The organism is Alishewanella sp. HH-ZS, assembly GCF_001704375.1.
GTDB classification, from domain to species: domain Bacteria; phylum Pseudomonadota; class Gammaproteobacteria; order Enterobacterales; family Alteromonadaceae; genus Alishewanella; species Alishewanella aestuarii.
On record NZ_LZEJ01000004.1, the window covers coordinates 23,795 to 38,026 of the forward strand.

At 52.9% G+C, this 14,232-nt stretch carries 15 protein-coding genes; 7 read left to right on the top strand and 8 right to left on the bottom strand.

The genetic code is table 11. The annotated features are described in order from the left end of the window. Positions 1-137: 137 nt before the first annotated feature. Positions 138-935, top strand: a complete 798-nt coding sequence (gene rlmA, locus A9165_RS02500; RefSeq protein ID WP_065954863.1) for a 23S rRNA (guanine(745)-N(1))-methyltransferase — start codon at positions 138-140, stop codon at positions 933-935. 22 nt (positions 936-957) lie between these two features. Here the strand turns inward: rlmA and A9165_RS02505 are convergent, their stop codons facing one another. Continuing rightward, the gene (locus tag A9165_RS02505) at positions 958-2,169 is read right to left on the bottom strand and encodes a serine hydrolase (RefSeq protein ID WP_255365623.1); all 1,212 of its coding nucleotides are present in this window, start codon (positions 2,167-2,169) and stop codon (positions 958-960) included. A 259-nt stretch (positions 2,170-2,428) separates the two neighbouring features. On the opposite strand from A9165_RS02505, the gene A9165_RS02510 reads away from it, so the two are divergent. From A9165_RS02510 to A9165_RS02520, 3 genes are read left to right on the top strand one after another with little or no spacing between them, the layout of a single operon-like run. Further along, positions 2,429-3,865, top strand: coding sequence for an efflux RND transporter periplasmic adaptor subunit (locus A9165_RS02510; protein WP_065954805.1), 1,437 nt, complete (start codon positions 2,429-2,431; stop codon positions 3,863-3,865). After that, a complete protein-coding gene (locus tag A9165_RS02515; RefSeq protein WP_065954806.1) occupies positions 3,866-4,618 on the top strand; it encodes an ABC transporter ATP-binding protein in 753 nt (250 codons plus the stop codon). Continuing rightward, entirely contained in the window at positions 4,615-5,841 is a 1,227-nt protein-coding gene (locus A9165_RS02520; RefSeq protein ID WP_008610022.1) for an ABC transporter permease, read from the top strand. The genes A9165_RS02515 and A9165_RS02520 overlap by 4 nt, the downstream gene beginning before the upstream one ends. 62 nt (positions 5,842-5,903) lie before the next feature. Here the strand turns inward: A9165_RS02520 and A9165_RS02525 are convergent, their stop codons facing one another. Beyond that, positions 5,904-6,320 (bottom strand): MAPEG family protein, encoded by a 417-nt coding sequence (locus A9165_RS02525; RefSeq protein ID WP_065954807.1) that lies wholly within the window; start codon positions 6,318-6,320, stop codon positions 5,904-5,906. Between the two features lie 153 nt (positions 6,321-6,473). On the opposite strand from A9165_RS02525, the gene A9165_RS02530 reads away from it, so the two are divergent. The 3 genes from A9165_RS02530 (at position 6,474) to A9165_RS02540 (ending at position 10,330) form a co-directional block, all read left to right on the top strand. Continuing rightward, a complete protein-coding gene (locus A9165_RS02530; protein WP_065954808.1) occupies positions 6,474-8,531 on the top strand; it encodes a site-specific recombinase in 2,058 nt (685 codons plus the stop codon). A 165-nt stretch (positions 8,532-8,696) separates the two neighbouring features. Next, positions 8,697-9,287: a thymidine kinase gene (locus A9165_RS02535; protein ID WP_065954809.1), complete on the top strand. Its 591-nt coding sequence runs from the start codon at positions 8,697-8,699 to the stop codon at positions 9,285-9,287. Positions 9,288-9,298: 11 nt separating this feature from the next. Beyond that, entirely contained in the window at positions 9,299-10,330 is a 1,032-nt protein-coding gene (locus tag A9165_RS02540; protein WP_065954810.1) for an MJ1255/VC2487 family glycosyltransferase, read from the top strand. Here A9165_RS02540 and A9165_RS02545 read toward each other — a convergent pair. The 6 genes from A9165_RS02545 to A9165_RS02570 are packed head-to-tail and all read right to left on the bottom strand — an operon-like array spanning position 10,319 to position 14,232. Beyond that, positions 10,319-10,639 carry an EscU/YscU/HrcU family type III secretion system export apparatus switch protein gene (locus A9165_RS02545; RefSeq protein WP_008610017.1) on the bottom strand — a complete coding sequence of 107 codons (321 nt, stop codon included), beginning with the start codon at positions 10,637-10,639 and terminating at the stop codon, positions 10,319-10,321. The two genes, A9165_RS02540 and A9165_RS02545, sit on opposite strands and share 12 nt — an antisense overlap. 24 nt (positions 10,640-10,663) lie before the next feature. Continuing rightward, entirely contained in the window at positions 10,664-11,098 is a 435-nt protein-coding gene (locus A9165_RS02550) for a DUF2802 domain-containing protein (RefSeq protein WP_008610016.1), read from the bottom strand. After that, on the bottom strand, positions 11,098-11,592 hold the full coding sequence (locus A9165_RS02555; RefSeq protein ID WP_008610013.1) for a chemotaxis protein CheW: 495 nt from the start codon (positions 11,590-11,592) through the stop codon (positions 11,098-11,100). Before A9165_RS02555 ends, A9165_RS02550 begins: the two co-directional genes overlap by 1 nt. A gap of 25 nt (positions 11,593-11,617) precedes the next feature. Continuing rightward, a complete protein-coding gene (locus A9165_RS02560) occupies positions 11,618-12,481 on the bottom strand; it encodes a chemotaxis protein CheW (RefSeq protein ID WP_008610012.1) in 864 nt (287 codons plus the stop codon). A 1-nt stretch (position 12,482) separates the two neighbouring features. Then, the gene (locus tag A9165_RS02565) at positions 12,483-13,259 is read right to left on the bottom strand and encodes a ParA family protein (RefSeq protein WP_008610011.1); all 777 of its coding nucleotides are present in this window, start codon (positions 13,257-13,259) and stop codon (positions 12,483-12,485) included. 1 nt (position 13,260) lies between these two features. Beyond that, a complete protein-coding gene (locus A9165_RS02570; protein WP_008610009.1) occupies positions 13,261-14,232 on the bottom strand; it encodes an OmpA family protein in 972 nt (323 codons plus the stop codon).

Consider the following 14,232-nt stretch of genomic DNA (forward strand, 5'->3'; position numbering starts at 1 on the left):
CGGTGCGAACAGCTTTTGCCATCAAACAACGCATTATCAGACAGGTAATAAGTGTATAATTGCAGCCAACTTTGGGTAACTTTGGGGATCTGACCCTCAACGAGGTTGAGGGTCAGATCCCAGAATCAGGCTTGGTTATGTATATCTGTCCACTTTGTCAGGCGCCACTGCTACAACAGACACAGCAGTTTCGCTGTCCACAGCGCCACAGCTTTGATCTGGCCCGCGAAGGCTATGTGAACTTACTGCCGGTACAACAAAAAAAATCTAAAGATCCCGGTGATAATCAGTTAATGATGCAGGCCAGACGTCAGTTTCTGCAAGCCGGCTGGTATCAGCCTGTCGTGACGGCTCTGATTGAGCAGCTGTCAGCCTTAGCAGTAAGCGAACTGTTGGATTTGGGTTGTGGTGAGGGCTATTACAGCGGTCAACTGCAGCAGGCACTGCCGGCGTTGGCAATCAATGGCGTAGATATTTCTAAAGCAGCAATTAAAGCCGCTGCCAAACAGTATCCGCAAGTTAGCTTTGCCGTTGCCAGCAGTTACCAGTTACCTTTCGCAGCCGCCAGTTTTGATGCTATTTTGCGCATCTACGCCCCTTCGCTGGATGCAGAGCTATGCCGGGTATTGCGTGACGGTGGCGCTTTGTTTAGTGTCAGTCCGGCGCCGGAGCATCTAAAGGAAGTCAAGGCGGCGGTTTACCCGCAGGTACGGTTACACAGCGCTGAGGTGGTCGCCATCGACGGCTTACAACATGTGCAGCGACAGCGGCTAAGTTTTAGCTTACAGCTGCCGACCGATGATCTGAAGGCGCTGATTACCATGGTACCACTGGGCTGGAAATTCAGTCCGCCGGCGCTGGAGCACTTTATCGCCGGCGCACCGGCGATAAGCTGTGACTTTTATCTGGATCGCTATCAAAAACCGCTGCCCTGAACCGGCAGCAGCGCTTTAACAGTTAACAATCTGCCGCTTTGGCTTGAGGTGGCGAGGCTTGAGATTGCGAAGCTGGCGCTTTGCACCCGGCCAGCATCAGCTGCCGGTCCTGCTGCTGCAAAGCCGTAAACATGGTGGACCAGAAATGGGTCGTTAATTCGGTGATCACTCTGGACTCGGCATTCATCAGGATCACCAACCCCAATTCGCGCTCTTTGGAATAGGCCAGTTCGGCGCGAAAACCCTGCACCCAGCCACCGTGAAATACCAGCTGTTCCTGTCCAAACTTATACAGGCGCCAACCCAGACCATAGTGTGCATCCTTGAGGTGAGGCCGCCACATCTGGCGATTTAAGTAGCGCGGTGTCCTGACCTTACGGCTGGTGATTTGCTCCAACAAGGGTTCAGGCAGCACGTCCGGGTTATATCCCAGTTGGGCAATCAACCAGTAGCCTAAATCAACCGCACTGGCATTAACACCGGCTGCCGGCGCAAAGCGATAGTAGCTCTCATTCACCGCGCGGGCGTGCCACTGGCCCCGTGCTTTAACATGGGGTGTGGCCCGGTTTGGGCTATCCAGATAGCCCTGTAACCCCACCGATGCGGTCGGCATTTTTAACGGTTCAAAAATATTTCGCTTCAGCAAGGTGGCATAGTCCTGCTTGGTCGTTTGCTGCAGCACCGGCTCAATCAGGCTAAATAACACATTCTGATAGCCATAACACTGGCCCGGATTACACAGCGGATCGAGCTTATTAAAATGCGGAATAATCCGCTCTGGCGGGTAATTAGCCTCAATCAGGTTATCGTAGGCATTGGCTATCACCCCGGTACTTTGCGATAACAGGTGTTCAACCTTCAGCTTATTGTTAAAGGAGCGGGTTTTAAAGCTTAGTTCCGGTACATAACGCACCACCGGATCGTTCCAGCGAAAATGGCCTTGCGCTGCCAGTATTGCCGCCAGACCGCCAGCAAAGGTTTTGGATACGGAAGCAATCCGGAATACGGTATAGGCATCTACCGGCAAATTCGAGCCCACTTCACGCACACCATAACCATTGGCAGCGATAATGCGGTTCTTATACACGATGGCATAGGCGGCGCCGGGAATGTTTTGCTCCGCCATTTGTTGTTGAAAAAACTGCTCAAACTCCCGTACCAAAGGATCGGGAACGGCGGCATTGGCAAGACTACTGGTGAGCAGTAACACCAGACTACAGACTCTTTTCAGCACTGGGACCTCGGCAACGTCAGGTTGCTTATTCAGTTTTCTTATATTGTTAACGCCGTTCACACCAACACAGCGTCTTATCTTATGTCACTATCATAGCAGTAACTTTTAGGCTTGCTCCAGCCGCAGCCAGCGAAAAGCCGCGATTAATCGTATTTTTTCGCCTTCTCAGCCGGCTTTACACAACCTTTACCCTACCCCCTCTTTGTCAGTCTGGCGTAACTGGTTATAGTAAAACCAGAAATTTTATGGAGTTATTTCTATGCGCCTTTGGCAGATCCTGATTGTTGTCGCCTTGCTGGCCGGGCTGGGCTGGTACCTGATGCCCGATAATAAAGAACAAATTCAATATCAAACCCAAAGCGTCAGCCGCGGTGATATTGAGAGCGTGGTCAATACCGCCGGCACCACCCGTGCCGTGGTCACGGTGGAGGTCGGTACTGAAGTCTCGGGTCTGATCACCGAATTACTGGCTGATTTTAATGACGATGTGACTCAGGGTCAGCTGATCGCGCGCCTCGATGACCGTACTTATCTGGCCAGATTACGCCAATCCGAGGCCGACGTGGTGATGGCCAAAGCCAATCTGGAGCAACAGCAGGCCAACTTATTAAAAGCCGAAGCAGAATTAAGCCGGGCCGAGCGCGCCCACCAACGCCAGCAACAACTGATGAGCCAGGGGCTGACCAACCAGAGTGAACTGGACACCGCCTTGGCTAACTTTGAAACGGCACGGGCGCAAATCAGTGTCGCCCGTGCTCAGATCAGCAGCGCTCAGGCACAATTGCTGCAACGGGAAGCGCAGTTAGAGCAGGCCAAACTGGATCTGGATCGCACCCAAATCCGCTCCCCGGTCAATGGCACCATTATTGACCGTCAGGTTGATATTGGGCAGACCGTTGCCGCCAGCCTGTCAGCACCAACCCTCTTTACCATCGCTCAGGATCTGCGGCAGATGCAGATTGAAGCCGACGTTGACGAAGCCGATATCGGTAAATTAGCTGAAGGCCAGCAAGTCAGATTTCAGGTCGATGCCTATCCGAACCGCCAGTTTAACGGCCAGGTGTCGCAGGTACGCAAAGCGGCGACCAACGTTTCCAATGTTGTGACCTACAAAGTGATTATCGATGCGCCGAACCAACAGCAATTGCTGTTACCCGGCATGACAGCCAATATCAATGTCATTCGTGGCCAGCAAACTGACGTGCTGCGGGTACCTAATGCCGCGCTGCGTTTTCGGCCCGCCGGCGCGGCCAACCCCGCAGCTTCGCAACCGGATCCGGCTGCTGAGTTGATCCGGGAGCTGGGATTAAGCAGCGATAAAGCCAGTGCGGTGCGTCGGGTCTTTGCTGACTTTACCAGTGGCTTACAGCAGGCGCGCAGCGCCAGTGCCAATAACCCGATGACTGATATGCGGGCGCAGATGCAGCAACTGCGACAAAAGCTAAACAATGAGTTACAGCTGGTGCTGTCGGAGCAGGAGTATCAGCGCTATAGCGAAATAAACGCCCAGCGCCGCCAGCAACGGGGCCAGGGTGACAGCGGCACGGCAGCCACTGTCTGGGTACTGGATAGTAAGCAACAACCCAAGGCCATCAACCTTAGGGTTGGCCTTAGCAATGACGAGTACAGCGAGGTGTTGTCCGGTGAACTCAGCCAGGGCGACAAGGTGATAGTCCGTGCAGTCAGGGTGGAATAAATGCAAAACGCGGTGATGGCAACCCTGAAGGTTGAAAAACACTACCGGATGGGTGAACAGGTACTTAAAGCCTTAAAAGGGGTCAGTGTCGGTATCGGACAAGGCGACTTTGTTGCGGTGATGGGGCCTTCCGGCTCAGGTAAATCCACCTTTATGAATATGCTTGGCTGTCTCGACTCCCCGAGCAGCGGGCAAATATTACTGAAAGGCACTGATGTCACGCGGATGAGTGCCGCTGAACTGGCGACAGTGCGTAACCAACATATCGGCTTTGTGTTTCAGCAGTTTAATTTACTGCCACGCACCACTGCACTGGACAATGTGATGTTGCCACTGCTGTATACCGCTATGCCAAGGGCACAAGCCCGGGAGCGGGCCCGGCACTGTCTGGAGCTGGTTGGTCTGGGTAAACGCCTTGACCATCATCCATCACAGCTTTCTGGTGGTCAGCAACAACGGGTGGCGATTGCCCGGGCACTGGTAAATGAACCAGATATTATTCTGGCGGATGAACCCACAGGTGCACTGGATACTGAAACCGGGCTTGAGATCATGGCCTTATTCCAGCAACTGCATCAGCAAGGTAAAACACTGGTGCTGGTTACCCACGAGCCGGATATCGCCGCCTTTGCCAGCCGGCAACTGGTATTTCGCGATGGCTTACTGCTGACCGATCGGCAAAGTTCGCCACTGGATGCGCAGCAAGCACTGGCAGACTTCAGGCAACACCGATTGGCGGAGGCACTGAAATGAATAGTCTGATGCTGTTAAACGTAGCCTGGGTGGCACTGCGGGTCAATTTACTGCGCAGTATTCTGACCATGCTGGGGATTATTATTGGTGTCGCCGCGGTTATTATTATGCTGGCACTGGGCTCCGGTGCCCGTTACGAAGTAGACCAGCAGATCAAGAACCTCGGTGGTAACGTCTTTATTGTGTTTAGCCGGATGCGTTTTATGGGCGGCGCCCAGCAAGGCGGCACCGGTCAGAGCCTGACCGAGATGGATGCCCTGGCTATTGAAAATCAGATCCCGCAGGTGACAGTGGCCGCGCCTATGGTGCAATCGTCGGGTCAGGTGATCTACGGCAACCTGAACTGGGCTCCCAGTATCCTCGGTGTCGATAATAAGATTTATCAGGCCCAAAGCTGGTCACTCGCCGAAGGCCGCACCTTTACTGAAACCGAATTAAGCAGCGCAGGTCGGGTAGCGGTAATTGGTCAGACCGTAAAACGCGAGCTATTTGGTGCCAGTGATCCGCTGGGGCAAACCGTGCGCATTAACAAGGTGCCGGTCACCATTATCGGCGTATTAAACGGCAAAGGGCAGAATACCCAGGGCAACGATCAGGATGATATCGTCTTTATGCCGATTGATACCGTGCGTAAAAGGATCTCCGGTATCACGCTGTCGAGCCCGAAAGCCGTGCGCTCCATCGTAGTGCAGGTGGCCTCAGACCGGGATATGCCACTGGTGGAACAGGAGCTGGATGCCCTGCTCAGACAGCGGCTGCGCACCACAGCCAACGACCCGCCGTTTCGCATCCGTAATTTATCCGAGATGGTCGAAACCCGTGCCCAAACCATGCAGATTTTTAATGGCCTGCTGGCGGCTGTAGCCTCAGTTTCGCTGTTAGTGGGAGGCATTGGCATTATGAATATTATGCTGGTGTCGGTAACAGAGCGGACCCGGGAAATTGGCCTGAGGATGGCGGTTGGCGCCAGGCCGGCCGATATTTTGCGCCAGTTTTTGATTGAAGCCGTGCTGCTCTGTGCCCTCGGTGGCGCCCTGGGTTTAACGCTGGCACTGGGCACCACCTGGGCGGTGGAGCACTTTTTGGGCTATACCGCTATTATTGAGCCACAAGTGGTGCTGATGAGTATTGGCTTTTCGGCCTTAATCGGCGTCTTTTTCGGTTATTATCCGGCGCGCAAAGCCTCACGCTTACAACCGATAGAAGCACTTCGCTACGAGTAAGGAAGCAGTATCAGCAAGGGCGTAGTTTCGAGTTTGATGCTACGCCCTGCTGGGGCTGCCGGTCAGATAAAGGCCAGCAGCAATAAGCGTAGCCAGATAATCCAGAGCACCAGACAACCAAGTAAAAATACCCGGAAACGACTACGCAGCACATTGCTGCCAATGTGGATCAGGCTATGCCAGTAGCGAAGTACCACAAAGGTTGCCCCCAATAGTACAAAGCCAAGATCTGCAAGACCGAACTGCAGAATAAACAATACCGCGGCAATGTATAACAGCGGCATCTGGAACTGATTATCAAAATTACGGCTGGTCGCTATCACCTGCTCGTTGGCGCCGCTCAGGTCCATAGTGCGAAACGCCGCCATCTTAATTTCTTTATTTTTGGCCGCCTGAAACCGCCGCCGCCCCATCAGGATCATCACGCCACTGGTCAGTAATACCTGGGCAAATACCGTCAGTAACAACCATTTTTCCATTTTTATTCCTTAGGTTCTGTGGTTTACTGCCGGCAGTATGCCGCGCTCAGCCAGAAGCATGCAACTTTTTGCTGTGATCCGGCTCTTAGCTAGGGCGTGTTAACAACACCCCCTACCAGTGAACCGCGACTGAATCATCGGAACAAGGAATCAATGGAACAAGCTAATGCTCTGATGCTGCTAAAAAGTCTGGCCGCCGAACAAGATGGTCTGGCCTTGTTAAAAACCCTGGTTAAGTGGCTACAGGGGCCACGTTTTAGCTTTGAGCGCCGCAAAAGAGCGCAAAAATTGCTGGAAACTCTGGCCTTGTATCCGGCCGAGCAACGTCAGATCGCCGATACGCTGCTAAGTTGGCTCTGTCAGGTGCATCTGTATCCGGCTCTGGTCAGTCTGGGCGTATTTTCCCGGCGCGGCTTTTTACGTGAGCTGTCCAGCCGACTGTACGAAAAAGTCAACCCTGCGCCACGCGATCTGAACGAGCTAAAAGATGTGCTGGCGGAGCTGTATAAAGAGGTGGCTCACGACGAGGAGGCTGACGATAGCAATGAGGGACTGCTGCTAAAGCTCAGTCAACTCTTGCTGCCAGCGGCCAGCCCGACGGTATTAGCGCAATTCGATGCTCATCTGCGCGAAGAGACATTATGCGCGCTGGAGATGCTAAGTGTCTGGATCGCTGCCGAAGAGATGGAGCCGGATCTGATGCGCCTGGATAAGCGCCTGAATAATATCGACTCGGCCTTTATCGCCCTGCACCGTGAGCTGACAGCACTGGTGCAGCACTGCCGCCAGCAGCAGGAACAGCCTTATGATGTTGCCCATTATCATGTGATGATGGCGCAGTGTAATGAACAAGTTGACCGGCTACGCCGGCGCACAGCAACAGCGGGTAGCTCTGTTGCAGTAGCTCATCTTCTGGAGCGACTGGAGCAAACGCTGCAACGGATCACCCAACTGGTCACACTGGTTACCTGCGGGCAAGCGCCCCAGTTACGCCAGCTGAGTATTGAACTGGCCAGCCAGTTGCTGGATACCAGTCGCGATAATAGCAGTGTCCGGGCACTGTGGCGCAGTAGCACCCAGTTATTATCGAAAAGTATCAGTGTCAATAAAAGTAGTCATGGTGAGCACTATATTGCGCGCGATAAAAAGCAGTATCTGCGCTTATTTGGCTCAGCTGCCGGTGCCGGTGTGATTATTGCCTCTATGGCTCTGCTGAAGATTTATATCGAAAGCCTGCAATTATCGGCTTTTAGCAATGCGCTGTTGGTTAGCCTTAACTATGGTCTGGGCTTTGTGCTGATCCATTTATTAGGGCTGACGGTAGCAACCAAGCAGCCAGCGATGACCGCTGCCAGCTTTGCCGCAGAAGTTGAAAAAGGTGAAAACGGCCGCGCTGCCCATAAAAAACTCGCCAATCTGCTGCTCGATGTAAACCGCTCGCAGTGGGCCGCCGTCTGGGGTAACGTCAGTGTCGCAGTACTGACCGCCAGCAGTATCGCGCTGGCATACGCTGCCTGGCAGGGTAAGCCGCTCCTGGACAGCGCCGCCGTCAGCTATCAGTTACAAGCGGTCGCGCCCTGGCATGGCTCGTTATTTTTCGCGGCTATTGCCGGTATCTGGCTGTTTTGTTCCGGTATCATTGCTGGCTTCTTTGATAACAGAGCCAATTATCTGGATCTGCGGCAACGGCTTTATCACCACCCGTTGCTGAAGAAACTGCTGCCGGAACGCCCCCGCCAAGCCTTTGCCAACTACTGGCATGACAACTATGGCCCCTTGGCCGGTAATTTTATCTTCGGCCTGTTACTGGGCATGACCGGCTACGTCGGCTATTTGCTGCAACTGCCGCTGGATATCCGCCATGTCGCCTTCGCCTCTGCTAATCTGGGTTACAGCACCATCAGCGGCGGCCTGGGCCCCTTTAGCTTTTTGTTTTATTTATGTCTGGTGCTGCTGATTGGCTTTGTTAACCTGTGGGTCAGCTTTACGCTGGCCTTAACGGTCGCACTGCGCGCCCGCGGCAGCCGGATCAGTAAATTCTCGCTGCTGCTAAAAGCGGTAGTGGAACAAATTAAACAAAATCCGCTAAATCTGTTTGTGCCGGTTACGGTGCTGGCAAAAACCACTGCCACGGTTAAAAAAGCCGAAGATAGCCCTGCGGCTGTTAAAAAAGCAGAAGACAGCCCTGCTGAGCCAAAACACCAGTCCTAGCTGCCCGCTTAAATACCTGACGTGATGCCTAATTACACCGCCGCTCAACATATTGCGCGGCGGTGTTTCGTTTAAACCGCACTGTCTTACTGCTGTCATATTGCTACTTTATATTTTCTGCCAGAGTCTTGTTATACTGCGCCTTCAACTGCAAAAGGTAAGCTTATGGCGCAACTCTATTTTTATTATTCGGCAATGAATGCCGGCAAGTCGACCTCGCTGCTGCAAAGTGCCTACAACTATCAGGAGCGCGGTATGACCGTCGCGATCTATACCGCAGCGCTGGATCATCGCTTTGGTTTAGGTAAGGTCAGCTCGCGGATTGGGCTGTCGATGGACGCCCATATTTTTGACGCGGACTTTGACTTTGTGCGGCACATTGACCAGCTAAAACAACAAGGCCGGCTCGATTGCGTGCTGATTGATGAGGCGCAGTTTTTAAGTAAGGCCCAGGTCAGGCAACTGACCGATGTGGTTGATACTCTTGGGATCCCGGTGCTGGCGTTTGGCTTACGCACCGATTTTCTCGGGGAGACCTTTGCCGGCAGTGAGGCGCTGTTAGCCTGGGCCGACAAATTGATTGAACTGAAAACCATCTGTCACTGCGGCCGTAAAGCCAACTTCGTAGTGCGGCTGGATGAACAGGGACAACCGGCCAGAGCTGGCTCCCAGGTACAGATTGGCGGTAATGAAAGCTATGTTTCAATGTGCCGCCAGCACTTTAAAGCGCTTGTCTGGCAAGCCGACGACGATTAATGGAGTAAAGTATGCGGATCCTCTATGGTGTACAGGCAACAGGAAATGGTCATATCAGCCGCGCCCGAGCCATGGAGCCGTATTTACGCCAGCAGGGTGCCGAGGTCGACTTTCTGTTTTCCGGCCGCCCGGCGGAGCAATTTTTTGATATGCAGGCCTTTGGCCATTACCAGCTAAGACAGGGTCTGACCTTTGTGACGGCAGCTGGCCGGGTAAATTACTGGCAAAGCTTCCGCCAGGCCTCAGTACGGCAACTGTGGCAGGATGTCCGCCAATTGGATCTGAGCCGTTACGATATTATTCTGAACGATTTTGAACCGGTAACGGCCTGGGCAGCACGGCAGCAAAAGAAGCCCTGTATCGGCATTGGCCATCAGTATGCGTTTTTGCATCCGATCCCGATGGAAAACGCTAACCTGCTCAGTCAGGGCATCTTTCGTTACTTTGCCCCTGCCAACTATAGCCTGGGATTACACTGGCATCATTTTAACGCCCCTATCCTGCCGCCAATTCTTCATACCACCTTTGAAGCGGTGGCCAGCGAACCGACACTGGTGCTGGTCTATCTGCCGTTTGAAGATCAGCAACAGGTGTTACAGTTATTGTCGCCACTGACCGAATATCAGTTTAGTGTGTTTGGCCCGGGCCTGCCGGCACAGCAGCTGGGGCACATTCAAACCCAGCCGCCTAGTCTGGATGCCTTCAAACAAACGCTGGCGCGCTGCAGCGCCGTGCTGAGCAATGCCGGCTTTGAGTTAATTAGTGAAGCGCTGCAATTGCAAAAACGCATTCTGGTTAAACCGCTACAGGGGCAGATGGAACAGCAGTCAAACGCTCTGGCACTAACGAAGTTAGGTTTGGCAGAGCGCAGTGATAGCCTTAACAGCGCCGTGATTGCCAACTGGCTGCATAACGATAGTCAACTAAGACAGGTACAGTATCCGGATGTCGCCAGGGCCATTTGCCAGTGGCTGGCAGCTGATACGCCGGATCAGGCGGCGAGCCTGAGCAAAGCGTTATGGCAGCAGGTATCAGGTTTTTAGGTCTATACGTTGGTGAATATTGTGCCAGTTATCCGGGAACTTGCCCTGCAGCACATAAGAAAACGCAATCAGCTCGGCAATAATCAGATAAAGCTCGCGCGGGATCTGTTCGCCCAGTTCTAGCTTACTCAGCAGTTTACTTAGCTCAGCATCTTCATGGATCAAGACACCATGCTCGCGGGCCAGCGCAATAATATCGGCAGCTAACTGACCATGGCCTTTGGCAATGATCAGCGGCGCCTGACTGCCGTCATACTTTAGCGCACTGGCACTAAGTTCGGGATGGGGATTATCGGTTTTGTCCGGCATAGTGTCACCTGCGCCAGCGCAAGCTTACTGACCGCGCTGCTGGCGGTGTAAATTAAATAACAGTTCAGCTTCAGCCCGTGGCAATTCACACTCACGGATAATTTCTTCCAGATCGGCGCCAAGCTCTACCATTTTCACTGCCCGGCTGTAGATCTTGCTTTCAGGATCGCTTAAAGCAATAACTTGCTGTTGCTGTTGTAACTCATCCAGGCACTGACGCAAGCCCTGTTGCTGCTCCTGCATCTTCAGCACCCGCTGCCCCACGCCAATCAAGCCAGAGCGCAGCTCCTCGAGTTCGGCGTGTAGCTGCTGGTTCTGGCTTTGCGCCGCGTCAAACTGTTGCTGCAAGATGCCCAGCTGCTCAGCTTGCTGGCGCAGCCGCTGATACCCGAAGGCGGCAGTGAGCAGCAGTAGGATCGCCAGCGCGGCCAGTGCAACAGTAATCAGTATGATATTCATCAGATGCTACTGATTTCGTCCCATTCTTCGTCATTCAGTAATTTATTCAGATCAACCAGAATTAACAGCTGACCATCGCGGTTAGCAACGCCTTGAATAAAACGGGCACTCTCGTCAGTACCGACATTAGGCGCGTTATCAATTTCAGATTGTTTCAGATAGACCACTTCCGCCACGCTATCGACCAGAATACCGATCACCTGCTTCTCAGCTTCAATAATCACTACCCGGGTATTATCGCTGACTTCTGCCGGCGGTAAACCAAAACGGGCGCGGGTATCAATCACTGTTACCACATTACCACGCAGGTTGATGATCCCCAGCACATAATCCGGTGAACCCGGTACCGGTGCAATTTCGGAGTAACGCAACACTTCCTGCACCTGCATCACGTTAATACCGTAGGTTTCTTCCTGCAAACGGAAGGTTACCCACTGCAATACCTGATCCGCGGCCTGGTTCTTATCAGCTTGCTCTGAAAACTTACTATTCATCTACAGCTCCTTTGGGTCTGCTGGTTCAGGCGTTAATATCAAGGCCCTGGTTTAATAAATTGACCAGCTCATCAACATCAACGAGTACACATTTTTGCTCTTTAATCAGGCCCGCCATCCAGGGACGTTTCCCCTCGTGCTCACGCCATTTTATTTGTTCTGGTTCTAGCGTAATGGTGTCAATTAATTGCTCACAACTCAAGCCCCAATCGCTGGTTCCCAGCATAATAACATATTGATAGTTTAGCTCTGTTGCCAGCTCCGGGGTATATTTTTCCGGCATCACCCAACGGGCAGTATCCACCAGCTGAATTTTTTGTTGCCGATGCAGCATAATGCCTTTAAACCAGTCTGGTTTGCCAAATAACGCATTCACGGCACCGACTTCATGAATACCGCCAAGTTCGGTCAGCGGCACCGCAATTTTTAAACCGGCGACACTGAAAAATAATGCCTGAAAACGCTGCTGGCGATAGGTTTTTTCGGTTTTCAAAACGGTCGCGGCTACCGTAGGTTGCGCCAGACGCTCGGCGATCGGAATAGCGCGTTGCAACATCTCCGGCGTATTCAGCACTGCGGGTGCGCTCTGAACCTCTGGTGTGGTCTGCGTTTTCGCCGTGGTTTGCACTTTTGCTGTAGCAGGCACCACCGGCTCTGCGGCCTTGGCAACGGGCACGGCCTGAGCCAGCAACCGATTTAATTCTGCTTTACGACTCTGTGCCAGCTCGGCTTCAGCAAGTGTCGGCGCCGCTGTAACAGGGACTGCCGCTTTCGCTGCGGCTGGCTTGGCCACAGCTGCTGGCGCCGGCGGCTGCTCAGCATCATCCTCGGTTAACAACGCCTGCAGATAATGCTGGATGACCTTCTGACTCGCAATAAGACTGCTCATTTCAGGCCTCCGGACTTAACTGTAACAGATAGGTCAGTAAGGTATTATAGGCAAAGACGCCGCGAGAATTACCGGCAAAGACATTGGGCGGGGTTTGTGCCAGAGAGGCATCACGAAACTTGGTATCTACCGGCACTACGGCAGACCAGACCCGATCCTGATATTTAGCTTTCAGCTCTTTATAGGCCTCCAGTGAGGCTTTGGTCCTTTTATCGTACATGGTTGGGATTATAGTAAAGGTCAGCTCCTGCTTCGAGCTACGCATCAACGCCATAGTAGCAATCATCCGGTCCAGGCCCTTCAGCGCCAGAAATTCGGTTTGTACCGGGATCAATACCCGATCACAGGCCGCCAGTGCATTAACCATCAACACCCCCATTACCGGTGGGCAGTCAATCAGGACATAATCATAATCCTGCTCTATCAGCTTCAGACCTTTCTTTAGGATCAGGCCCATACCACTCTGGTTTCCTAACGAGCGGTCCAGCGTCGCCAGTGACATTGAAGCCGGCAGGATATCGAGCCGTTCTGCCGTACTGGGGCAAAGTGATTGCAGAATTTCCTCACGGCTGATGGCTTTACCCCGGGTGAAAATATCGTAGACACTGACTTCAAGTTCTTCGGCGTCAATACCAAAGTAATAGGTTAAAGACGCGTGTGGATCCATATCGACCAACAACACACGATAGCCGCGCTCAGCTAACAAACCACCCAGTGTGACAGTAGTGGTGGTTTTACCGACGCCACCTTTTTGATTCGCAATAGTCCAAATTACCACGTTATGGATCCTGTTGTTCGGGTACCGCGTCGGGGTTATCACGACGGGTAGTGATCCGGATGCCGCCACCTGGCAGGCTAATCACCTGAATGGTTCCATCCTCGCTTTGTATCTCGCCAGGCTGTGGCTCGGCGATGACTGCCGGCAGCTCGGCAGGGCGCACATTATTATCAGGCCGGTAACCGTAGCGGGAAATCGCAATTTCTACCTTACGGTTGGCAGCCCTCCCCGCAGCCGTGCTGTTATCCGCGGTCGGATAATACTGGCCATAACCCTCTATCGCCATACGCTGCGGCGGCGTGCCCTGACTTTCCAGCAATCTGAGTACTGAGGTCGCCCGCGCCACCGACAGTTCCCAATTCGACGAGAATAGCTCATTCGCGATCGGTACATTATCAGTGTAGCCGCGTATGCGTAAAAAATTATTGATCGGGTTTATAATTTTACCAATTTCCTGCAGTACTACCCGTGCCGAATTGGTTGCAGCCGAACTGCCGGATGGAAACAGCAAGCCACTACTCAGTTCAATCACTAACCAGTCTTGCTCCAGTCGAACCTTGGCTAAACCCTGGTCCAACAGTTGCGTCAGCGACTGGGTGAGTTCCTGCTCCAGCGATTGTAGCGGACTTCCCAGATAATGCTGGCGAAGATCGGTCAACTCTTTGGCATCAGCTAATAGCTCCGGGCCTTTTGCCTGCTCTAATGAGCTGCCATAGCGTTCAAAGTCACTTTGCGGTACAGTCTGAGTTAACACGCCAGCGCCGCTGAGGCCGGTTTCACTTTGCCGCGGTTTATCAAAAATCCGGGTCAAAGACTCTGTTAAAACACTGTATTCTTCCTGCTTTAACAGCGACAGGGCGTAGAGCACCACGAACAAGGCAAACATCAGGGTCATATAGTCAGCATAGGAAACCAACCAACGGTCAAGATCTTCGCGCTCTGTAGTTTGCTGGTGTCTGCGCTGCCGGTACAT